The following is a 21,036-nucleotide window of genomic DNA, read 5'->3' on the forward strand; positions in this document are numbered from 1 at the left end:
CGCTTATGCGCCCGTGTGCTTGCCGGTGTCGCGGCCGGGGCCGTGCCGTTCGAACCAGTCGCGCACGCGCCGTGCGAGGCTGTCGAAGCCGAGGTAGATCACCGGCGTCGTGAACAGCGTCAGCACCTGCGACACGATCAGGCCGCCCGCGATCGCGATCCCGAGCGGCTGGCGCAGCTCGGAGCCCGCGCCGGCGCCGACGATCAGCGGCACCGCGCCGAGCAGCGCGGCGAGCGTCGTCATCAGGATCGGCCGGAAGCGCAGCAGGCACGCCTGGTAGATCGCCTCACGCGGCGGTTTGCCTTCGACGCGCTCGGCCTCGAGCGCGAAGTCGATCATCATGATCGCGTTCTTCTTCACGATGCCGATCAGCAGCACGATCCCGATGATCCCGATGATGTCGAGGTCGTGCCCGGTGATCATCAGCGCGAGCAGCGCGCCGACGCCGGCCGACGGCAGCGTCGACAGGATCGTGATCGGGTGGATGTAGCTCTCGTATAGCACGCCGAGCACGATGTACATCGTGACGACCGCCGCGAGGATCAGGAGCAGCTGGTTCGACAGCGATGCCTGGAACGCGAGCGCCGCGCCCTGGAGGCGCGTCTGGAACGAGCCGGGCAGGCCGATGTCCTTCTCGGCGGCGTCGATCGCCTTCACGGCTTCGCCGAGCGACGCGCCCGGTGCGAGGTTGAACGAGACCGTCGTCGACGGGAACTGCGACAGGTGCGCGACGAGCAGCGGCGACGGCCGTTCATGGAACGACGCGATCGACGACAGCGGCACCTGGCCGCCACCCGCTGACGGCAGGTAGATGTCGTTCAGCGATTCGGCGTAATGCTGCTCCTTCGGCTCCGACTCGAGAATCACGCGGTACTGGTTCGACTGCGTGAAGATGGTCGACACGATGCGCTGGCCGAACGCGTCGTACAGCGCGTTGTCGACGGTCGCCGGCGTGATGCCGAAGCGCGCGGCACTCGCGCGGTCGATCTCGATGTAGACCGACTGGCCGTTGCTCTGCAGGTTGGTCGCGACGTCGGCGAGCGACGGCTCCTTCTGCAGCCGCGTGACGAGCTTCGGCACCCAGGTCGCGAACTCGTCCGGGTTCGGGCTCGTCAGCATGAACTGGTACTGCGTCGGGCTCACGGTCGAGTCGATCGTCAGGTCCTGCACCGACTGCATGAAGAGCGTGATGCCGGTCACGTTCGCGACACGCTGCTGCAGGTTGCGGATGATCTGCGCGGCCGACTCGGCGCGCTCGTCGCGCGCCTTCAGGTTGATCAGCATCCGGCCGCTGTTCAGCGTGATGTTGCTGCCGTCGACGCCGATGAACGACGTGAGGCTTTCGACGTTCGGATCCTTCAGGATCTCGGCCGCGAGCGCCTGCTGGCGTTCGGCCATCGCGCCGTACGAGATCGACTGCGGCGCCTGCGTGATCGCCTGGATCACGCCGGTATCCTGCGCGGGGAAGAAGCCTTTCGGCACGTACACGTAGAGCAGGGCGGTGAGCCCGAGCGTCAGCAGCGCGACGACGAGCGTCGAGCGCTGGCGGTTCAGCACCCATTCGAGCGCGACCGCGTAGCGCGCGATCACCCAGTCGATCGCGCGGTGCACGCGCGCCTCGAAGCGGTGGCTTTCGGGCGGCGGCGAGTGACGCAGCAGCTTCGCGCACATCATCGGCACGAGCGTGAGCGACACGATCGCCGAGATCACGATCGTCACTGCGAGTGTGATCGCGAACTCGTGAAACAGCCGGCCGACCACGTCGCCCATGAACAGCAGCGGGATCAGCACCGCGATCAGCGACACCGTCAACGATATGATCGTGAAGCCGATCTGCCGCGAGCCCTTCAGCGCGGCCTCGAGCCCCGAATCGCCTTCCTCGACGTAGCGCGCGATGTTCTCGATCATCACGATCGCGTCGTCGACGACGAAGCCGGTCGCGATGGTGAGCGCCATCAGCGACAGGTTGTTCAGCGAGAAGCCGGCCATGTACATCACCGCGAGCGTGCCGATCAGCGACAGCGGCACCGACAGGCTCGGGATGATCGTCGCGTAGACGTTCGCGAGGAACAGGTACATCACCAGTACGACGAGCCCGACCGCGAGCAGCAGCTCGAACTGCACGTCGCGCACGGCGGCGCGGATCATCGTCGTGCGGTCGGTGACGATCTGCACGTCGAGCGCGGCGGGCAGCGTCTCCTGCAGCTTCGGCAGTTGCGCCTTGATCGCGTCGACGGTCGCGATCACGTTCGCGCCCGGCTGGCGCTGCACGTTCAGGATGATCGCGGGCTCCGAGTTCACCCACGCGCCGAGCTTGGTGTTCTCCGAGCCGGCGACGACCTTCGCGACGTCGGTCAGCATCACCGGACGGCCGCTCTTGTAGGCGACGACCGCGTCGTTGTATTGATCGGCGCTGGTGAGCTGGTCGTTCGCGTTGATCGTGTACGCGCGCGTCGGGCCGTCGAAGTTGCCTTTCGGCGTGTTCACGTTCAGGTTCGAGATCGTCGTGCGCAGGTCGTCGAGGTTCATCCCGTACTGCGCGAGCGCGGTCGGGTTCGCCTGGATCCGCACGGCCGGCCGGTTGCCGCCCGACAGGCTGACGAGGCCGACACCCGCGATCTGCGAGATCTTCATCGCGAGGCGCGTGTCGGTCAGGTCCTGCACCTGCGTGAGCGGCAAGGTCTTCGACGTGATGGCCAGCGTCAGCACCGGCGCGTCGGCCGGGTTGACCTTCGCGTAGATCGGCGGGGCGGGCAGATCGGACGGCAGCAGGTTGCCGGCCGCGTTGATCGCGGCCTGCACTTCCTGTTCGGCGATGTCGAGCGGCAGGTCGAGCGAGAACTGCAGCGTGATCACCGACGCGCCGGCCGAGCTTTGCGACGACATCTGGTTCAGCGACGGCATCTGGCCGAACTGCCGCTCCAGCGGCGCGGTGACCGACGACGTCATCACCTCCGGGCTCGCGCCCGGATAGAAGGTCTGGACCTGGATCGTCGGGTAGTCGACTTCGGGCAGCGCGGCGAGCGGCAGGAAGCGCAGCGCGACGAGGCCGGCCAGCATGATCGCCGCCATCAGGAGGGCGGTGCCGACAGGCCGGAGAATGAAGAGGCGGGACGGATTCATCGAGCGGCCCGCGCGTTACTGGGCCGCGGGGGCCGCAGCCTGCGACGCGTCGTGCTTGTGTCCGCCACGGTGGGCGGCCGCACCCGATGCGCCGGACGCCGCACCGGCGCCATGCGCGCCCGACGCGCCTTTCGGCTTGTCGGCCGGGATCGTGATCTTCGCGCCTTCGCGCAGCCGGTCGGAGCCGTCGGTGACCACGCGCTCGCCGATCGCGACGCCGCTGACGATGCTCGTGCGCTCGCCGTCGACCGGGCCGACCTTGACCTTGCGCACCGTCACCGTGTTGTCGGGTTTCACGATGTACACGAACTGGCCGATCGAGCCCGTCAGCACGGCGGCCGTCGGCACGATCGTCGCATTGCGCATCACGTCGACCAGCAGCCGCGTGTTCACGAACTGATTCGGAAACAGCAAGCCTTCCTTGTTGTCGAAGGTCGCGCGCAGCTTGACCGTGCCGGTGCTCGTGTCGATCTGGTTGTCGAGCGTTTCGAGCGAACCCGTCTCGAGCGGCACGGTGTTGTTGCGATTGTAAGCGGTGACCGACAGTTTCTGGCCCGCGTTTACCTGCTTCACGATCTGCGGCAGGTTGTCCTCCGAGGTCGTGAAGATCACGCTCATCGGCTGCAGTTGCGTGATCACGACGATCCCGTTCGTGTCGCCCGCAGTCACGTAGTTGCCGGGGTCGACCTGGCGCAGGCCGACGCGGCCCGACACGGGCGCCGTGATGCGCGCGTACGTGAGGTTCAGTTTCGCGGAGTCGATCGCTGCCTGGTCGGTCTTCACCGTTCCTTCGTATTGCTTGACGAGTGACGCCTGGGTGTCGACCGTCTGCGACGCGATCGAGTCCTGCGACAGCAGCGTCTGGTAGCGCTTCAGGTCGATGCGGGCCGTCGCGAGCAGCGCCGAGTCGCGCGCGTGCGTGCCTTCGGCATTCTCGAGCGCGACCTGGTACGGGCGCGGGTCGATCTGCGCGAGCAGGTCGCCTTTCTTGACGATCTGGCCTTCCCGGAACGCGACCGACTGCAGATAACCCGACAACTGCGTCTTGACAGTCACGCTCGCGAGCGGCGTCACGGTGCCGAGCGCGGACAGCACGATCGGCATCTCGCCCTGCGTCGCGGTCGCGACCGATACGGGCTGCGGAACGTTCGCCATGGCGGCGGGGCCGCCGCGGCCGCGATGGCCGTTACTGCCGCCGGCGCTCGCGCCGGAGGCCGCGTTGCCTGCCGCCGACGCGTCCGCCTGCGTACGGCTCCACGGGTGCCACCACAGCAAGCCGCCGATGACGACGACCGCGAGCGTCCCGATCACCAGCGTGCGGCGCGGGCGGCGCGCGGCGGGGGAGGCGGGATCCTTCGAAGGGGGCGTGGGCTTTTGTTGGTTGTCCATCGTGTTCTGTCAGGAAGACGGCGCGGCGGGCCGGGAGACGAGCCTGGGGCGGCGCGTGGGCATGCGGTGCCGGAGGGCCGGCTCGGTCCGGGCCCTTCCGGTCCGCGCGGGAAAAAGAAAAGAGCGGTGCGCGCCGCGGATGCGGCGCGACGATGGGCATGATGCTACGTCCCGTCCCCGTTACAGTCCAGTCGTCTATCTTTCAACGGGTTACGGTCGTTACATAAGGCGACAGGACGATGACGGACCGATTACACGGCGCTGCGCCGGGCTGGCGCGCCGCCGATCTCGCGGGTGATTTTCGCGATGCATTCGTGCAACGCGGGCACCACGTGTTCCTGCAGCCATTCGGGCGGGCACTGACTGGATGCGCCGCCGCAGTTCACCGAATAGCGCTGGCCCGACGGGCCGACGAAACCGGCCGCGACCGCGTTCAGCCCTTCACGCCATTCGCCGATCGCGATCGCATGGCCCGCGCGCATCGCGTCCTCGAGACCGGGGGTCAGGCGCGCCGATACGTGCGGCCAGTCATCGCCGGCCGTCGCGCGCAGCGCGTCGAGCAGCGCGCGGCGCTCGTCGTCCTCCAGTGCCGCGAGATACGCGCGGCCGACCGCGGTGCGTGCGATGTCCATCCGCGAGCCGATCTCGAGGCGCGTGACGAGCACGGCCGAGCGCGGCCGGATCACGTCGATCGCGACCATGTCGAGCCGGTCGCGCACCGCGAGGTGCACCGACAGCGACGTGCGCTCGGCGAGTTCGATCATGAACGGCCGCGAGCGCGCGCGGATGTCGAAGTTGCGCAGGAAGCCGTGGCTCAGCTCCAGGACCGACGCAGTCAGCACGAAGCGCTCGCTGTCGGGCAACTGGAACAGGAAGCCGGCGCTGACGAGGGTCGCCGTGATGCGTGACACGGTCGGCTTCGGGATGCCCGTCAATTCGGTGAGCTCGCGGTTGCTGACCGGGGCGTCGGCGGCCGCGATGCGCCGCAGCACGGCGAGGCCGCGCGCGAGCGCGGTGATCTCGTCCGGCGACGATTCGCGGTCTCGGGGCGCGGGAGGCGTTACAGGTGTCGACACGAGGGATTCTCTCTATTTCCGAAACTCGATTTCAATTTTGTTGGTATTGTAGGATGATTGTCAAAAGATGCATGTTCCATGGGTGAATCGTTCATCGGATGAGATTTTACGGGTTCACCCTTGGTTTATTAGGAAAGCGCTCAAATGAGCATTGCCGGAAAGCGAGCAGACCGGTGCAAATACCGCTTGACTTGTCGGGCGGAAACGGAAAGAATGTCTCACGTTTTCGAAACATCGTTTCAGGAGTTTAACCGGCAACGGTGTTTCGCGCAGTCTCTCAGGTTCTAGCACGGCCCTCGGAATGGCTAGAACTTTTTTAGCGCCACGGTCTCCGTGGCGCTTTTTTTTGCCCGTCCGCCGGACGCGTCAGGTCCGTATTATCCCCCGATCGCTGAAATCGCCCGTTCGACCGGGCTCGTGCGCACTCGCGTGCGCGTGGCGCGCGCAAAAAAAAGCGCGATGCCCGCAATGGGCATCGCGCGTAAACCGGCGTGGAGCGCCGACGAATGAACGGTGATGAAGAAAGGGACGCCCAGTCAGGGACGCCCGGTCAGGGGCGGCCTGCCAGGGGCGCTGCCCCCCCCCTCGTGCGAAGCGGTCAGGCCTTCGCGAGCTTGATGCTGGTCGGCTCGGCCGTCAGGTAGCCGACGCTGGCGCCGAAGCGATCCTTGAAGTTCGCGCGCACGAGCGGATCGAGCGTCGGCTTGACCTTGTCGTGCAGCGGTGACTCCCAGTCGCCCGCGTGCTGGAAGTTGCTCATGATGTAGGTCCAGCCGTTGATCTCGTCGACCGCGTGCAGGCCCGTCGATTCGGCGCCGGCCGGGCACGACAGCACGCGCGCGAGCGACTTCGTGTCGACGTTGTACGCCCACAGGAAGTTGTTGACGTGCATGCCCGAGTCTTCGCCGATGAAGAGCGTGCGCAGCTTCTCGGAGAACTTCAGGTTGTCGGGGTTCGCGATCTTGTCCGGGTTCGCCAGGTTGCCGAGCGCATCGGCCGCGGCGAGGTCCTCGCCGACGAGCGCGGCCGGCGCGCCCATGTCGACCGGCACCCACTCGCTGTCGATCGCGCCGCCCGTCGTGTCGCGCTGGCCGGCCTTCAGGTTCAGCGCGTAGACCGCGCCCGAGGCGATCTTCTTGTCGACCGCGACGTCGCGCGACGCCGCGTTGCCCTGGACCATCGACGTCTCGATCCGCGACATCGCCGTGTAGACGATCTTGTCCTTCGCGTTCACGGTCGTGCCTTCGAGCTTCGTGAACGCCATGCTGCCGCCGAGCAGCGCCGCGTAGCGGTGCGTCTCGAGGAACGCGGCCGCTTTTTCCATGCCCGGCTTCACGCGGATCCAGTTGAACTTGCCGCCGAAATGGATCTTCGTGTAGCTCGCATCGTTCGGGTCGGTGGTCACCAGGTCCATGATGTCCGACGCCTTCAGCGTGTTCGCGAGCGTTTCGATCTCGCCGCTGGTCGCATGGCCGATCCTGATCCACGTGAGCGTCGCGGTGCCGGCGCCGGCCGATGACGTCTGCGTCCACTTCGCGACGTACAGCGTGCCGGCCGACAGGTCGGCCGCCTTGTCGGCGACGAACATGAACAGGCCGCCGTTGGTGGCGTCGTCGCCCATCATCACGGTGCGCTGGTCCGGCATCACCTGGATCAGCTCGTGCGAGATGCGGCCGAGGCAGTAGTGCTTCTTCACGGTGCCGGTGCCGTCCGGATTCACGGTGATCTCGGGCAGGTGGCCGTAGTGGTAGGGGTTCGCCTTCGTCTCGTCACCGAACGTGTTCTTGCTGAACGCCTTGAACTGCGCGTCGGTCGCGGCCTTCGTCGCGTCCGGCTCGTATTCCTCGCTCGACAGGTGCGTGCCCCACGGCGACAGGCTCGCGCCGCAGGTGATCCACAGGCCGTGCGCCTTCGACGTGTCGACGTTGTGGTACTTCACGACCTTCAGCGCGCCGGTGGACGGATCCTGGTCGAGCGTGAGCACGGCGATCGGCGACGGCAGCTGGCCGTACTGCGACGCGCTCGCCTGGTCGCGCGTCGTGTATTCGAACTGCACGACCGCGAACACCGTGTTGCCCTTCACGCCGGGCACGTTCGCATTTTTCAGCGTCAGCAGCGAGCTGCCGTCCGGGCAGTCGGAATAGAACTGGCGCTCCTTGCCGGCCACCGAGCGATCGATGATCGGCTGGTTGTTGATGTCGTAGTAGCCGCCCGCGAGCGTCGTGCCGCCCTTGCCGTCCGGCACCATGTCGCCCGTCACGAAGAACGGCCGGTACGCGAGCTTGAAGTTGCGCGACGAGCCGTCCGAGAAGGACACCGACAGCGTCGAACCGACCGTCGTCGTGGCCATCGCGGCCGCGTTGTCGAGCGTGGGCGCGGCCATCGCCGAGAACGCCGCCGACGTGTACGCGGCGGCGGCCGGCGTCGCCGCCGGATTGTCGTCGCCGCCGCAACCTGTCAGCAGGGCCGGCAGCGCGAGGCCGGAGAGGGGCAGCATGGGTGCGCCGGCGAGGATCTTCAGGGCCTGACGACGGGAAGCATTGGGCAACGCGGGCATGTGGAGTCCAGTTTCGAATGTTGGAAGAATCGCCTTTCGCGCAGCAGGCGATCAGCAAGCATTGCGAAGGCAAGTTGAAAACTGGACCGAAGTTTAGGGGCGCTCGATGAAAGTTTTTTGAATTGAAAACGTAATGATGCGTTTGGGCGTCCGTCAGGCGGGCTGCCGGACGCCGATCGGACGCGTATTCGCGCTCAGTCGCGCTCGGGCGTCGCCGAGATGCGATGGATCGACAGGTCGGCGCCGTCGAATTCGGCTTCGCGCTCGAGGCGCAGCCCGACGGTCGCCTTCAGCGCGCCGTACACGAGCGTGCCGCCCGCGGTGGCGATCGCGATGCCGCCGAGCGTGCCGATGAGTTGCGACATGAACGACACGCCGCCGAGGCCGCCGAACGCGGGTTGCCCGAACACGCCGGCCGCAATGCCGCCGAGCGCGCCGCACATTCCGTGCAGCGGCCACACGCCGAGCACGTCGTCGATGCGCCACTTGTTCTGCACGCAGGTGAACATTGCGACGAACAGAGCGCCGGCTGCGGCGCCGGTGACGAGCGCACCGATCGGGTGCATCACGTCGGAACCCGCGCAGACCGCGACGAGGCCCGCGAGCGGGCCGTTGTACGTGAAGCCCGGATCGTTGCGGCCGGCCATCCACGCGGCGAGCGTGCCGCCGACCATCGCCATCAGCGAGTTCACGGCGACCAGGCCGCTGATCTTGTCGAGCGTCTGCGCGCTCATCACGTTGAAGCCGAACCAGCCGACCGCGAGCACCCACGCGCCGAGTGCGAGAAACGGAATGTTCGACGGCGGGTGCGCGGCGATCCGGCCGTCCTTCGCATAGCGGCCGTGGCGTGCGCCGAGCAGCAGCACGGCCGGCAGCGCGACCCAGCCGCCGAACGCATGCACGACGACCGAGCCCGCGAAATCGTGGAACGGCGCGCCGAAGGCATGCGTGAGCCAGCCCTGCACGCCGAAGCGTTCATTCCATGCGATCCCTTCGAAGAACGGATAGATGAAGCCGACGATGATCAGCGTCGCGACGAGCTGAGGATTGAATTTCGCGCGTTCGGCGATGCCGCCGGACACGATCGCGGGTATGGCAGCCGCGAAGGTCAGCAGGAAGAAGAAGCGCACGAGCGCGTAGCCGCTGTGCTGCGACAGCGTGCCGATATCGTCGAAGAACTCGACGCCGTACGCGATCGTATAGCCGATGAAGAAATACGCGAGCGTCGACACCGAGAAGTCGACCAGGATCTTCACGAGCGCGTTGACCTGGTTCTTCTTGCGGACCGTGCCGAGCTCGAGAAATGCGAAGCCCGCGTGCATCGCGAGCACCATGACGGCACCGATCAAGAGGAACAGTGTATCGACGCCGGATTTCAGACCATCCATGCCGTGGCTTCCTTGCGCAAAAAACGGGCAAGGAATGCAAATATCGAGCCAACTTGGTGAACGCGTGCGTACAAGTGGTGCGGAAGGCCGTGCGATGCGGCACGCCGGCGATGCGTGCACGGTAGCGGGGCAGGCCGCGTGTGAGTCCGGACCCGCAGTGGGTGCACGCACGTGGTGCGATGAGAGCTCAAATGGTGCGTGCGATGCGTGGCGTGGTGCGCCGCGATGCACCGGTCTGGCGCGTCAGCGGCGGGCGAACGGCACGCGTGAGCGCCGCAGCCGCAATGCGCAGGCGCACCAGTAGGCGGCGACGGTGGTGAGCCCGAGTGCGGCAAATGCGAGCGCCGCGAAGCCGGCGTGCGACTGGCCGTCGCCGTCGGGGCCAAGGATGCCCTGCGCGACGATCAGCGCGGCCGTCCAGAAGCCGATCACAGCCTGAACGAGCAGGCGAGCGCACGCGACGCGGCGCGGGCGCCCGGCTGCACGCAGGCGCGGCGCGGACGGTGAACGAAGGCACAGGAACAAGGTGGTGGCGAGCGCGGCGGCCAGCGCGATGAACCAGTCGATGAGGAAAGCCATGAAGAAACGGGAAGCAGACGGAGCGGATTGAAGCCTGCCCACTTTAGTCTCGGCACGCCTGCAATTGAATCAGACAAATCCGAAATTGAAAGGCATTTTTAATAACGAGTCGTCATTGGCCCTGTTCCACAGGCGGTATCATCGACGCTGGTCCAACCATTCAGGCCGTGCGGCGCACGGCCGGAGATCGCTGATGAAGATGAAGACTTGGCCGGCGCGTCGCGTGCCCGGGTCCGTGCTGGCGGCCGCGGCCGTCGGTGCGGTGCTGTTGCTCGCAGGCTGCGAGAAGTCCGGCACGCCGGCCACGCAACCCGATACGGCCGCCAGCGCGGCCGCCGATGCCGCCAACAACGCGGCCAAGGCGCTCGACCAGGTGGCGAGCACCGTCAACCAGCAGATCAATGCCGCGAAGGCCGGCATTGCGAGCGCGGCCTCGGCCGTGCCGCCGCTGTCGGCGAGCGGCCTTGCGTCCGCCGCGCAGGCGCAGATCGATGCGGCCGCTTCCGCCGTCGTCGCACACGCGGCATCGGAAGCGGGCGCGAAGATGGCGGAGGCCGGCAAGAAGCTCCAGCAGTGGAGCCAGCAGAACGCCTCGGGTGCGAAGCCGGCCAGCGGCGAGTGAAGGGCCCTTGCGGAATCTTCAATATGTAATTATCATGGTTACACATCGTCGCCGGCTGCCGTTCGAGCCGGCGTCACCGAGAGAGTGAGGAATGAATACCAGCAGCCGGTTCGCGTTTGCCGTTCATGTGCTTGCGTTGCTGTCGATGCAGGAAGGTGCGCCGCTGTCGTCCGACATCATCGCGGGTAGCGTGAACACGAATCCGGCGCTGATTCGCCGTCTGCTGTCGATGCTGGCGGCCGCGGGGCTGACCACGTCGCAGCTCGGCGCGGGCGGCGGCGCGCTGCTGGCGCGCGAACCCGGCGAGATCACGTTGCTCGACGTGTATCGCGCGGTCGACGATGCGCAGCTGTTCGCGCTGCATCGCGAGGCGCCGAATCCCGCGTGTCTCGTCGGGCGGCACATCCAGGGCGTGCTGCTCGACTATATCGGCGACGCGCAGCGCGCGATGGAAGCATCGCTCGCTACGCGCACGCTCGCGGACGTCACGGCCGACGTGCTCGAATCGGAGCAGCGCAGCCGGCCGGCAGGAAGCGCCGGCGGGTGATCGCGGGCAATGGATGATGCCGGGCAGGAGGCCGGGTGACGCGCATGCGTGGCGACCGGCACGACGGAGTGTTGCTCCGTTTTTTTTCGGTCTTATATGTAATCATTGTAGTTACTTTTATTTCTGGAGAATCGACATGACGCAACGTACCTTGAACATCGCACTGTTCGGCGCCACCGGGATGATCGGCTCGCGCATCGCCGCGGAAGCCGTGCGTCGCGGCCATCGCGTGACCGCGCTGTCGCGCCACCCGGGCGCGGCCGGCGACGGCATCACGGCGAAGGCTGCCGACCTGTTCGATGCGGCCAGCATCGCGGCCGCGCTGCCGGGCCACGACGTCGTCGCGAGCGCGTACAGCCCGAAGCAGGACGATCCCGCGAAGATCGTCGCCGCGGCGAAGGCGCTGGTGGAAAGCACGCGCCAGGCGGGCCTGAAGCGGCTCGTGGTGGTGGGGGGCGCCGGTTCGCTCGAAGTTGCGCCGGGCAAGCAGCTGGTCGACACCGAAGGTTTCCCGGACGCGTACAAGGCGGTCGCGCTCGCGCACCGCGATGCGCTCGATTATCTTGAGACGGTCGGCGATCTCGACTGGACGTTCTTCGCGCCGGCGGCCCTGATCGCGCCGGGCGAGCGCACCGGCACGTTCCGCACGGGCGTGGGCAAGCTGATCGTGGACGCAGAGGGCAACAGCAGAATCTCGGCCGAAGACTATGCGGTCGCGTTCGTCGATGCGCTCGAGCAACACGGCTTCGTGCGCGAGATCGCGACGGTCGCGTATTGAGCGATCCCACGGCGAGGCGGCGCGCAGGTGCCGTATTCGCCGTGAGCGGCTGGCCAGGCAGCGCAGCCGCAGTGACTTCAGGCGATTCCACCTCGACGGGTGGAATCGCCTGTTTCGTCTGGTGTGCCGATGATCGATGGACCGCTGCGCACGGGATCGTGCGTGATGCGGATTCTTCACGGCCTGATTGGTATTTATCCCGGTCGACGCCGCGCAGCGGTTTCCATATTGTTCCCCGTCATGCAGGATGCATAGAAAAAATTTCTATCTACGAGGGACTGGGTAAATGGATGCCATCGATCGCAAACTGCTTGAGCTGTTGCAGGCAGATGCCACCTTGCCGATCGCGGAGCTCGCGCAGCGCGTGAACCTGTCGCAGACGCCGTGCTGGAAGCGCGTGCAGCGGCTCAAGGAAACCGGCGCGATTCGTGCGCAGGTCGCGCTGTGCGATCCGCGCAAGCTCGGTGTCGGCACGACCGTGTTCGTCGCGATCCGCACGAACCAGCACACCGAGGAGTGGGCGCAGCGCTTCACGCAGGCCGTGCGCGACATGCCGGAAGTCGTCGAGGTCTATCGGATGAGCGGCGAGACCGACTATCTGCTGCGGGTCGTGGTGGCCGGCATCGACGATTACGATCGCGTGTACAAGCAACTGATCCGCGCGGTGCCGCTGTTCGACGTGAGCTCGTCGTTCGCGATGGAGCAGATCAAGTATTCGACCGCGCTGCCGGTGCGCGATCTGTCCGAGCCGGCATAGCGCGCGGGACGGCAACGGATCGCGTCGGTGCGCATGGATGTTACGTGTGTGCGCCGCCAATACGCGCCATTGTCGCCCGGTCAGCGGCCGCGCGACAGCGCGCGTGCGCGTTCGTCCGCCAGCGCGTCGCGGCGCACGAACTCCGCGACGAACGGACTGGCCGGATGGTGGTGCAGCGCGTACGGCGTGTCCCATTGCGCGAGCTGGCCATCCTTCATCACGCCGATCCGGTCGGCGATCGCGAATGCTTCCGCCTGATTGTGCGTGACGAGGATCGCGGTGTGACCCGTGCGCTTCAGGATGTCGCGCAACTCGAACGCGAGCCGCTCGCGTGTATCGACGTCGAGATTCGAGAATGGCTCGTCGAGCAGCAGCAGCTCCGGTGACGGCGCGAGCGCACGGGCGAGGGCGACGCGCTGCTGCTGGCCGCCCGACAGTTCGTGTGGATACGCGTCGCCGGAAGCGGCGAGCCCGACCAGTTCGAGCATGTCCGCGACGCGCGCGCGCCGCTCGGCCTTCGGCATGCGCCGCAGGCCGAACGCGACGTTGTCGGCCGCACTCAGGTGCGGGAACAGCGCGTAGTCCTGGAACATCATCCCGATGCGCCGCCGCTCGGGCGGCACGTCGAGCGACGGCGCCGCGACGGGCGTGCCGTCCAGCACGATGCGTCCCATGCGTACGGGCTCGAAGCCCGCGATCGCGCGCAGCACGGTGGTCTTGCCGCAGCCCGATGCGCCGAGCAGGCAGCCGATATCGCCGCGCGGCAGCGCGAGGCTCAGCCCGTCGACCACCGCGCGGCGGCCGTGCGGCGTGTCATAGGCGACGCAGAGGTCGTCGAGTTCGAGCAGATTCACGGTGTCAGGCTCCGATCTTGTGACGGGTGCGCGCGAGCAGGATCACGGGCACGAGCCCGGCCAGCACGATTGCGAGCGCGGCGACCGCGCCTTCCTCATAGGTGCCGCGCGCGGCCTCCGCGTACAGCCAGGTCGCGAGCGTGTCGAAATTCAGCGGGCGCAGCAGCAGTGTCGCGGGCAGCTCTTTCATCGCGTCGACGAAGACGAGCAGTGCGCTCGTCGTGAGCGCGGGCCGCAGCAGCGGCAGGTGCACGCGGCGCAGCGTGCCGCCGGCCGTCTCGCCGAGCGAGCGCGCGGCGTGTTCGAGCGACGGCGGAATGCGCGCGAGGCCGGCTTCGATGCTGCCGGCCGAGATCGCGAGAAAGCGGACGGTGTAGGCGATCACGAGGGCGGCCGCCGACCCCATCAGCAGTAGCCCGTCACGGCCGAGCGCCGCACCGAGCAGCCGGTCGGCCGCCGCGAACGGGATCAGCAGGCCGATCGCGAGCACGGTGCCCGGCACCGCGTAGCCGAGGCTCGCGATGCGCGCACACACGCGGGCCGGGCCCGCACGCGCGCTGTCGCGCTGCGCGCGCGCCGCCCACGAGACGACGAGCCCGCATGCGAGTGTCGCGACGGTTGCGGCGGCGGCGATCGTCAGCGTGTTCGCGAGCCCGGTCATCAATTGAGCGGATACGCCGCCGACGAGATGCAGCCGCTTGCCGGTCTCGACCGCGAGGTATGCGGCCGGCGCGCCGAAGCCGAGCAGCACCGGCAGCCAGCCGAGCGCGGCGGCGCTCCACGCGGCCGCGCCCGTCAGCTTGCGCGGTGCGACCGGACGCATGCGTCGGCCGTGCGCGTAGCGCTGGCGACGGCGCCCGTAACGTTCGAGCACGATCATGCCGACGACGATCGCGAGCATCGCGAGCGCGATCTGCGCGGCGCCGGCGAGATCGGAGCGCGTGATCCACGTCGTGTAGACCGACACGGTGAGCGTCTGCACACCGAGGAATTCCGACGCGCCGATGTCGTTCAGCGTTTCGAGCAGCGCAAGGCTCACGCCGACGGCGATGGCGGGCCGGGCGAGCGGCACGACGACGCGCCAGAACGTCGCGATGCGTCCCGCGCCGAGCGTGCGCGCGGCTTCGAGAAGACTCGCGGACTGCGTGACGAACATTGCGCGCGTGCTCAGGTACACGTACGGATACAGCACGAAGCCGAGCACGAAGATCGCACCGGGCAGCGAGCGCAGGTCGGGCAGACGGAACTGGCGGGGGCTGTCGAAGCCGAGCAGCCAGCGGATCGCGCCCTGCACGGGGCCGATCGGGTGGAGCAGGTCGAGATAGGCGAATGCGACGATATAGGTGGGCACCGCGAGCGGCAGCAGCAGCGCCCAGGTCAGCATCCGGCGGCCGGGAAAATCGTACGCGGTGACGAGCCACGCGCAGCCGGTGCCGACCACCGTGACGATCGCGCCGACGCCCGCGAGCAACAGCAGCGTGTTGACCAGCGCCTGCGGCAGCACGAACTCGGCGAGATGCTTCCAGTGCGCGAGATCGGCGCCGAACGCGGCGGCGACCAGCACCGCGAGCGGCGCCGCGACCGCCGCTGCGATCGCGACGGCCGCGCCCAGCCAGAGGCCGCCCGCGCGCGAACGGAGCGGCCGGCGGCGCGTGCGGGCGAACGTTGCGTCAGTTGTCAAAGCCGACCTTGTCGACGAGCTGGCTGGCCGCCTTGCGGTGCTTCGCGATGTCGGTCAGCGCAAGCGGGTCGACCTTCAGCGTGCCGAAGCTCGCGATCACCGGATCGAGCTTCACGTTCGCGCGCACCGGATATTCGTAGTTCGCCTGCGCATACAGCGCCTGCGCTTCCGGCGACACGAGGTACTCGAGCAGCTTCACTGCATTGGCCTTGTGCGGCGCGTGCTTCGCAACCGTCGCGCCGCTGATGTTCACGTGCGTGCCACCGCTCTTCGCGTTCGCGAACGTCGGCCGCACGACCTTGATCGCGTCGCCCCACTTGCGCGCATCGGTGCCCGGCTCCGCGTTCTTCATGTGACCGACGTAGTACGCGTTGGCAAGACCGACGTCGCAGATGCCGCCGAGAATGTCGCGCGCGACGTCGCGGTCGCCGCCCGTCGCCTTGCGGGCAAGGTTCGCCTTCACGCCTCGCAGCCACTTTTCGGTCGCGGCTTCGCCGTCGTGCGCGATCATTGCCGCGACGAGTGCCGTGTTGTACGGATGCTGCCCCGAGCGGATGCAGACCTTGCCCTTCCATTTCGGATCGGCGAGATCCTCGTAGCGGAACGCGTCGACCTTCAGGTCCTTCTCCACGTACAGCACGCGATCGCGCAGCGACAGCGCGTACCAGTCACCCTGCGCGCCGCGCAGGTTCGCGGGGATCGCATCGTCGAGCACCTTCGAGCGCACCGGCTGCGCGAGCCCGCCGTCGACAAGGTCGAGCAGGTTGCCGATGTCGACCGTCATCAGCACGTCGGCCGGCGACTGCGCGCCTTCCGCCTTCACGCGCTCGAGCAGGCCGTCCTTCACGAACACCGTGTTGACCTTGACGCCGCTCTGTTTCGTGAACGCGTCGATCAGCGGCTGGATCAGCTTCGGTTCGCGGGTGGTGTACAGGCTCACTTCCTCGGCCGCGTGGGCGAGTGGCGCGAATGCGGCGGCGGCAAGGGCGAGGGCGCCGGCGAGTGGCAGCAGGCGGGTGCGCGGATTCGACATGAAGACTCCGGTGAGGCAGGCGGACGAAGAAGCGTTCCGGGGCGTGCCTGCCGTCCGAGCAACCCGAAACATTACAAAACGAAAGATTTCGGATTCTAGATTGGAATGGGAATGATTATCAAATGAAAGGTGACGGAAAGCAGGGAGGAAGGTGGGAGGAGGGGGCGCTACCGGGGCGTCGCAGCGCGGGCGCAAGCGCGTAGAATGCCCGCTTCAACGAAATCGACGGAGCCGTACCGATCATGAACGATCAGCGCAAGAAGAACCCTGTCCGCAACGTGAGCATCCTGATCGTCGTGGCCGTGCTGCTCGTGATCGGGACGATCCTGTATAACGCGATCTCGCAGAAGCACGCGTACGACGAGGCCCATCCGGCCGAGGCCGCGAGCGCCGCGTCGCACTGACGCCGGCGCGGATGCGCATGATCGCTGGGTGGCCCGGTCGGGCCGCCAGCGATGCGCTGAAACGGCAGGAAGCGTGGACGCGGTGCGCGGCGCGAGGCATCGCGCCGGGACGGGCGCGGGCGCCGAAGCCGGCGCGCCGCGTGGAAGGGTCAGCCGTGCGTCAACGTGACGCAGGCGCAAATTTCGGGCGGATTCGTGCGTAGAACACGGCCGCGAGCAGCACGAGCCATGCCGCGCCGACGTAGAGCGCGACGCGCGTATCTTCGAACCAGCCGAGCATCACGATCACGAAAGCCATGAATGCGATCGTCAGGGCGGGTGCGACGGGCCACAGCGGCACCTTGAACTTCAGCGCCGCGACTTCCGCGCTCGACAGGCGACGGCGCATCGCGACCTGCGACAGCAGGATCATCAGCCACACCCACACGGTCGCGAACGTCGCGATCGCCGCCACCACCAGGAACACGTCCTTCGGCATCAGGTAGTTGAGCACCACGCCGATCAGCAGCGCGCCGGCCATCACGAGCACCGTGACCCATGGCACGCCGTGCCGCGACGTCGCCATCAGCACGCGCGGCGCCTGGCCCTGCCGCGCCATCCCGAACATCATCCGGCCCGCGCCGAAGATGTCGCTGTTGATCGCCGAGATCGCCGCGCTGATCACCACGAGGTTGAGAATGGTCGCGGCCGACTTCACGCCGAGCGCCGAGAAGATCTGCACGAACGGGCTGCCGTCGCTGCCGACGCCGGTCCACGGGCTGATCGACATCAGCACGACCATCGTCAGCACGTAGAACAACAGGATGCGCGCGGGCACCGCGTTGATGGCGCGCGGAATCACGCGCTCCGGATCCTTGGCCTCGCCGGCGCTCATCCCGATCACCTCGATGCCGCCGTACGCGAAGATCACGACCGACAGCGACGCGATCAACCCGCCGATCCCGTTCGGGAAGAAGCCGCCGTGGTTCCACAGGTTCGCGAACGTCGGCACGTCGGCCGAATGGCCGAAATGCATGCCGGTCAGCAGGATCGCAACGCCGCCGCCGATCATCGCGACGATCGCGCCGACCTTGATGAGTGACAGCCAGAATTCGAGCTCGCCGAACACCTTCACATGGCACAGGTTCAGCCCGCAGATGACCGCGACGACGCCGAGCACCCAGATCCATTGAGGGACGTCCGGAAACCAGAAGCCCATGTAGATGCCGAACGCGGTGATGTCGGCGATGGCGACGATCACCATTTCAAGCGTGTAGGTCCAGCCGGTGACGAAGCCCGCGAATGGGCCGAGGTTTTCGGTCGCATAGTGGCCGAACGAGCCGGCGACGGGCTCGCGCACGGCCATCTCGCCGAGCGCGCGCATCACCATGTAGACAGCCGCGCCGCCCAGGATGTAGGCCAGGATCACCGCCGGGCCCGCGAGCTGGATCGCGGACGCCGAGCCGTAGAACAGGCCGGTGCCGATCGCCGAGCCCAGCGCGAGAAAGCGGATGTGCCGCGCGCTCAGATGGCGCTGCAAGTTCTTCATTGAGTCTCCGATATCGTTATGCGACAGACCGGGCGAACGGGGCCGGCCCGGTTGGTTCAAGTTGTATATACAACTTAGGCGTGCCCGAATGATAACAAGCCTGACCATGCGACCGGAATCGGGTATTCCCTGACTGGCGCAACCGGCACAATCGAAGGTGGGGCCATCGCGCAGCGGGCGCGTGGGCCGTAAGGGACGTGCGGGTCATGCTTCGGGAGGGTGTTGCGGGAGCGTGGAGCGCTGCCGGCCGGCCCGCTCGTGTGTGCGGGCGGCCGGTGGCGGAACGACGTCATGGCGTTATGCGGGCAGGCGGATGACGCTCGCGTCCTTGCGAATCAGCAGCGACGACGCGAGCATCTGCTTGCACTGGTGCGCGAGCACCTTCAGGTCGTGCGTGAGCTCGGCGCCGACCGCGTCGGATTTTTCCGCGGACACGACCATCGCGTCGAGGTCGCGGGTGATCTGCTTCGTCGCGTCGAGCTGGTCGGCCGGCGGCGGTTCGCCGGCTTCTGCCTTCTCGAGGTTCTCGAGCACGGCGGACAGGCCGCGGCGCAACGCATCGTCGTGGACGATGTTCTCGTCGGCCGCACACGCGCTCCGGATCAGTGGCGCGGCGGCGGTGATCTGCGCACCGAGCACGTGGGTCTGCACGAGCAGGTCGTTCAGCTCCGGCACGAAGCGCTGGTGCGCCTTCGGCTCGATCATCATCCGCTGGAACGCCTGGCCGAGGTTCGCGAACGCGATGTGCACGTCCTTGCGTGCGAGGCGGTAGCGGTAGTCGTCGTCGAGGGCGGCGGCCGGCGTCTCGATTGCCGCCGCGACGACCGGCACGACCGCCGCGCCGTCGGCGGCCGGCACGGGCGGCGGCGACACGCCGCGCCCGGCGCGCCACACTGCTTCGAAATACCTGCGTGTCGAGGTCAGCATGTCGGTGACGAGCTTGCCCATCAGCCGGTATTCCCAGTACGGGAACAGGCGGCTCGCCGCGATCGCGATCATGCAGCCGACCACCGTGTCGATCGCGCGCTCGCCGATGATCCGCATGCTGCCCGGCGCGAGCAGGTGGAACATCAGCAGCACGTAAGACGACGTGAACACGACGCTCGCCGCGTAGTTGAACAGCAGCAGGCTGTAGCTCATCACCATCGACCCGAACATGATTGCGATCAGCAGGTGCGGTTCCTTGACCGTGTAGATCAGCGCGATGCTCGCCGCGCAGCCGATCAGCGTGCCGACGATACGCTGCGCGTTGCGCTGCTTGGTGAGCGAGTAGCCGGGCTTCAGGATGATGATGGTCGTCATCACGATCCAGTAGGCATTCGTGAGCGGTAGCAGCCGGCCGAGCCAGAAGCCGACCGCGACCGCGATCGTCACGCGCAGCGCGTGGCGAAAGCTCGGCGAGCGCATGTTCAGGTTCGAGAAGATCAGGAGCGGCGACATCCGGCGCCGCTGCAGGAAGCGCGTGAGCGCCTTGTCGATCTTCAGTTCGGTCTGCTGCGGATCGGCATGGCCCGACAGGTTGCGGCGCATCCGGTCGATCAGGCGCGTCGCGCTCCAGATGCGGCGGAAGGTCGCGAGCACGGCTGCGTAGGCTTCCGCGTTGGTGGCCGGGAAGTTCTTCTTGCGCATCAGCTCGATCTCGTACTCGATCGCGCGCAGTTCGGCCTTCACGCTGATCCGCGAATGCGGCGCGCGATTCTCGAGCACCGCGAGGCCGATTTCCTCGAGGTCGCGGGCCGCCTTGTGGATCAGGTCGCGATAGAAAATGATCAGGTCGGAGCCGCCGAACGTGTTGCGCACGAGCGGGTAGTCGGTGTGCGCGCCGACGAACAGCTCGTGCAGGTCGACGCTGTTGATGAACAGGTTGTACATCATCGTGCGGCCGGGGTCGAGCTTGCCGCGGCGCAGCTTCGGCAGGTTGCGCAGCACGATGTCGCGCGCGGTTTCCTGGGTTTCGACCGCGGTGATCTGCTTCGCGACGAGATTGCGATAGCACTCGTCGAGATCGGCATCGAGATCGTAGAATTGCGCACGGGCGAGCAGGTAGTCGGCGCATGCGAACAGGCTTTCGGCGAGCGCCTGCTGTTCGATCCGGCGCGCCTGCCATTGCGACACGAGCGTCGCCCAGTACGTGTACCAGAGGCCGCCGGCGAGAATCCAGCCGGCATTGACGAACGCTTGCAGCGGCGTGAAATTCTCCTCGAGCGTCATCACCATCATGAACAGCGTCGCGAAGCTGATCTGCGGCCAGCGGTTGCCGTAGACGACGATCAGCGACAGCAAGAACGTGAGCGGCACGATCGTCAGCCACAGCGCGAAGATGTTCGGCGTGGCGAGGCCGGTCGCGAGCGCTGCCAGGAAGCCGATTACGCTGCACGCGAGCATTTCGTTGTGCTTGTACTTCAGCGGGCCCGGCATGTCGACGACGCACGCGCCGAGCGCACCGGTCGAGATCGTGAAGCCGAGCTCCCGGTTGTGAAACACGATCAGGCACAGCACGGCCGGCAGCGATACGCCGACCGCGATCCGCAGGCCGCCGAAAAAGTACTGGCTGTAGAAAAACTTTCTGATTTCGACCGAATAGCGCATCGATGGGCTGAATGACAGACGAAGACGCCCGGGGCGTCGTAATGACTGGCGACGAGTCTATCGTATTTCGCGGTCCGCAAAACCTGGCCTTTCGGACGAGGTTCGCTGCGACGGCCCTTTTGCTATCCTTG

The 21,036-nt window shown here is 67.0% G+C and carries 16 protein-coding genes; 5 read left to right on the top strand and 11 right to left on the bottom strand.

Annotation, left to right across the window (positions count from 1 at the left end; translation table 11 throughout):
• Positions 1 to 3 precede the first annotated feature (3 nt).
• From BTE28158_RS03785 to BTE28158_RS03810, 6 genes are all read right to left on the bottom strand, one after another.
• Entirely contained in the window at positions 4 to 3,123 is a 3,120-nt protein-coding gene (locus BTE28158_RS03785; RefSeq protein ID WP_151050583.1) for an MdtB/MuxB family multidrug efflux RND transporter permease subunit, read from the bottom strand.
• Between the two features lie 15 nt (positions 3,124 to 3,138).
• The gene (locus tag BTE28158_RS03790; RefSeq protein WP_124623233.1) at positions 3,139 to 4,512 is read right to left on the bottom strand and encodes an MdtA/MuxA family multidrug efflux RND transporter periplasmic adaptor subunit; all 1,374 of its coding nucleotides are present in this window, start codon (positions 4,510 to 4,512) and stop codon (positions 3,139 to 3,141) included.
• Positions 4,513 to 4,763: 251 nt separating this feature from the next.
• On the bottom strand, positions 4,764 to 5,588 hold the full coding sequence (locus BTE28158_RS03795; RefSeq protein WP_151050585.1) for an IclR family transcriptional regulator: 825 nt from the start codon (positions 5,586 to 5,588) through the stop codon (positions 4,764 to 4,766).
• Between the two features lie 598 nt (positions 5,589 to 6,186).
• Positions 6,187 to 8,145 carry a PhoX family protein gene (locus BTE28158_RS03800; RefSeq protein WP_151050587.1) on the bottom strand — a complete coding sequence of 653 codons (1,959 nt, stop codon included), beginning with the start codon at positions 8,143 to 8,145 and terminating at the stop codon, positions 6,187 to 6,189.
• A gap of 194 nt (positions 8,146 to 8,339) precedes the next feature.
• Complete coding sequence (locus BTE28158_RS03805) at positions 8,340 to 9,533, bottom strand: ammonium transporter (RefSeq protein ID WP_124623226.1); 1,194 nt, start codon at positions 9,531 to 9,533, stop codon at positions 8,340 to 8,342.
• Between the two features lie 243 nt (positions 9,534 to 9,776).
• Positions 9,777 to 10,112, bottom strand: coding sequence for a hypothetical protein (locus BTE28158_RS03810; RefSeq protein ID WP_151050589.1), 336 nt, complete (start codon positions 10,110 to 10,112; stop codon positions 9,777 to 9,779).
• A gap of 193 nt (positions 10,113 to 10,305) precedes the next feature.
• Here BTE28158_RS03810 and BTE28158_RS03815 point away from each other — a divergent pair, with 193 nt between their 5' ends.
• The 4 genes from BTE28158_RS03815 to BTE28158_RS03830 all read left to right on the top strand — a co-directional run bounded on the left by BTE28158_RS03815 (position 10,306) and on the right by BTE28158_RS03830 (position 12,816).
• On the top strand, positions 10,306 to 10,734 hold the full coding sequence (locus BTE28158_RS03815; RefSeq protein ID WP_059603394.1) for a BCAL1086 family glycoprotein: 429 nt from the start codon (positions 10,306 to 10,308) through the stop codon (positions 10,732 to 10,734).
• Between the two features lie 91 nt (positions 10,735 to 10,825).
• Positions 10,826 to 11,281 carry an Rrf2 family transcriptional regulator gene (locus BTE28158_RS03820; protein ID WP_151050591.1) on the top strand — a complete coding sequence of 152 codons (456 nt, stop codon included), beginning with the start codon at positions 10,826 to 10,828 and terminating at the stop codon, positions 11,279 to 11,281.
• 136 nt (positions 11,282 to 11,417) lie between these two features.
• A complete protein-coding gene (locus BTE28158_RS03825; protein WP_059683049.1) occupies positions 11,418 to 12,059 on the top strand; it encodes an NAD(P)-dependent oxidoreductase in 642 nt (213 codons plus the stop codon).
• A gap of 286 nt (positions 12,060 to 12,345) precedes the next feature.
• Positions 12,346 to 12,816 carry an Lrp/AsnC family transcriptional regulator gene (locus BTE28158_RS03830; RefSeq protein WP_006754321.1) on the top strand — a complete coding sequence of 157 codons (471 nt, stop codon included), beginning with the start codon at positions 12,346 to 12,348 and terminating at the stop codon, positions 12,814 to 12,816.
• Positions 12,817 to 12,896: 80 nt separating this feature from the next.
• On the opposite strand, the gene BTE28158_RS03835 is transcribed toward BTE28158_RS03830, so the two are convergent.
• Genes BTE28158_RS03835 through BTE28158_RS03845 form a run of 3 tightly spaced genes read right to left on the bottom strand, consistent with a single transcriptional unit; the run spans position 12,897 to position 16,384 of the window.
• Positions 12,897 to 13,670, bottom strand: a complete 774-nt coding sequence (locus BTE28158_RS03835) for an ABC transporter ATP-binding protein (RefSeq protein WP_151050593.1) — start codon at positions 13,668 to 13,670, stop codon at positions 12,897 to 12,899.
• Between the two features lie 4 nt (positions 13,671 to 13,674).
• The gene (locus tag BTE28158_RS03840; protein WP_174919686.1) at positions 13,675 to 15,351 is read right to left on the bottom strand and encodes an ABC transporter permease; all 1,677 of its coding nucleotides are present in this window, start codon (positions 15,349 to 15,351) and stop codon (positions 13,675 to 13,677) included.
• Positions 15,341 to 16,384, bottom strand: a complete 1,044-nt coding sequence (locus BTE28158_RS03845) for a Fe(3+) ABC transporter substrate-binding protein (protein ID WP_124623216.1) — start codon at positions 16,382 to 16,384, stop codon at positions 15,341 to 15,343. The genes BTE28158_RS03840 and BTE28158_RS03845 overlap by 11 nt, the downstream gene beginning before the upstream one ends.
• A 242-nt stretch (positions 16,385 to 16,626) precedes the next feature.
• Here BTE28158_RS03845 and BTE28158_RS03850 point away from each other — a divergent pair, with 242 nt between their 5' ends.
• Positions 16,627 to 16,788 carry a hypothetical protein gene (locus BTE28158_RS03850; RefSeq protein ID WP_006476417.1) on the top strand — a complete coding sequence of 54 codons (162 nt, stop codon included), beginning with the start codon at positions 16,627 to 16,629 and terminating at the stop codon, positions 16,786 to 16,788.
• Positions 16,789 to 16,948: 160 nt separating this feature from the next.
• On the opposite strand, the gene BTE28158_RS03855 is transcribed toward BTE28158_RS03850, so the two are convergent.
• Positions 16,949 to 18,316 carry an amino acid permease gene (locus BTE28158_RS03855; protein ID WP_151051405.1) on the bottom strand — a complete coding sequence of 456 codons (1,368 nt, stop codon included), beginning with the start codon at positions 18,314 to 18,316 and terminating at the stop codon, positions 16,949 to 16,951.
• A gap of 297 nt (positions 18,317 to 18,613) precedes the next feature.
• Complete coding sequence (locus BTE28158_RS03860; protein WP_151051403.1) at positions 18,614 to 20,905, bottom strand: FUSC family protein; 2,292 nt, start codon at positions 20,903 to 20,905, stop codon at positions 18,614 to 18,616.
• Between the last annotated feature and the right edge of the window lie 131 nt (positions 20,906 to 21,036).

Source organism: Burkholderia diffusa, assembly GCF_902499115.1.
Lineage (GTDB): Bacteria > Pseudomonadota > Gammaproteobacteria > Burkholderiales > Burkholderiaceae > Burkholderia > Burkholderia diffusa.

Coding starts and splice junctions, on each gene's coding strand:
- BTE28158_RS03805 (WP_124623226.1), bottom strand. CDS start 9,533: ATGGATGGTCTGAAATCCGGCGTCGATACACTGTTCCTCTTGATCGGT.
- BTE28158_RS03820 (WP_151050591.1), top strand. CDS start 10,826: ATGAATACCAGCAGCCGGTTCGCGTTTGCCGTTCATGTGCTTGCGTTG.
- BTE28158_RS03790 (WP_124623233.1), bottom strand. CDS start 4,512: ATGGACAACCAACAAAAGCCCACGCCCCCTTCGAAGGATCCCGCCTCC.
- BTE28158_RS03855 (WP_151051405.1), bottom strand. CDS start 18,316: ATGAAGAACTTGCAGCGCCATCTGAGCGCGCGGCACATCCGCTTTCTC.
- BTE28158_RS03845 (WP_124623216.1), bottom strand. CDS start 16,384: ATGTCGAATCCGCGCACCCGCCTGCTGCCACTCGCCGGCGCCCTCGCC.
- BTE28158_RS03860 (WP_151051403.1), bottom strand. CDS start 20,905: ATGCGCTATTCGGTCGAAATCAGAAAGTTTTTCTACAGCCAGTACTTT.
- BTE28158_RS03850 (WP_006476417.1), top strand. CDS start 16,627: ATGAACGATCAGCGCAAGAAGAACCCTGTCCGCAACGTGAGCATCCTG.
- BTE28158_RS03800 (WP_151050587.1), bottom strand. CDS start 8,145: ATGCCCGCGTTGCCCAATGCTTCCCGTCGTCAGGCCCTGAAGATCCTC.
- BTE28158_RS03785 (WP_151050583.1), bottom strand. CDS start 3,123: ATGAATCCGTCCCGCCTCTTCATTCTCCGGCCTGTCGGCACCGCCCTC.
- BTE28158_RS03830 (WP_006754321.1), top strand. CDS start 12,346: ATGGATGCCATCGATCGCAAACTGCTTGAGCTGTTGCAGGCAGATGCC.
- BTE28158_RS03810 (WP_151050589.1), bottom strand. CDS start 10,112: ATGGCTTTCCTCATCGACTGGTTCATCGCGCTGGCCGCCGCGCTCGCC.
- BTE28158_RS03815 (WP_059603394.1), top strand. CDS start 10,306: ATGAAGATGAAGACTTGGCCGGCGCGTCGCGTGCCCGGGTCCGTGCTG.
- BTE28158_RS03825 (WP_059683049.1), top strand. CDS start 11,418: ATGACGCAACGTACCTTGAACATCGCACTGTTCGGCGCCACCGGGATG.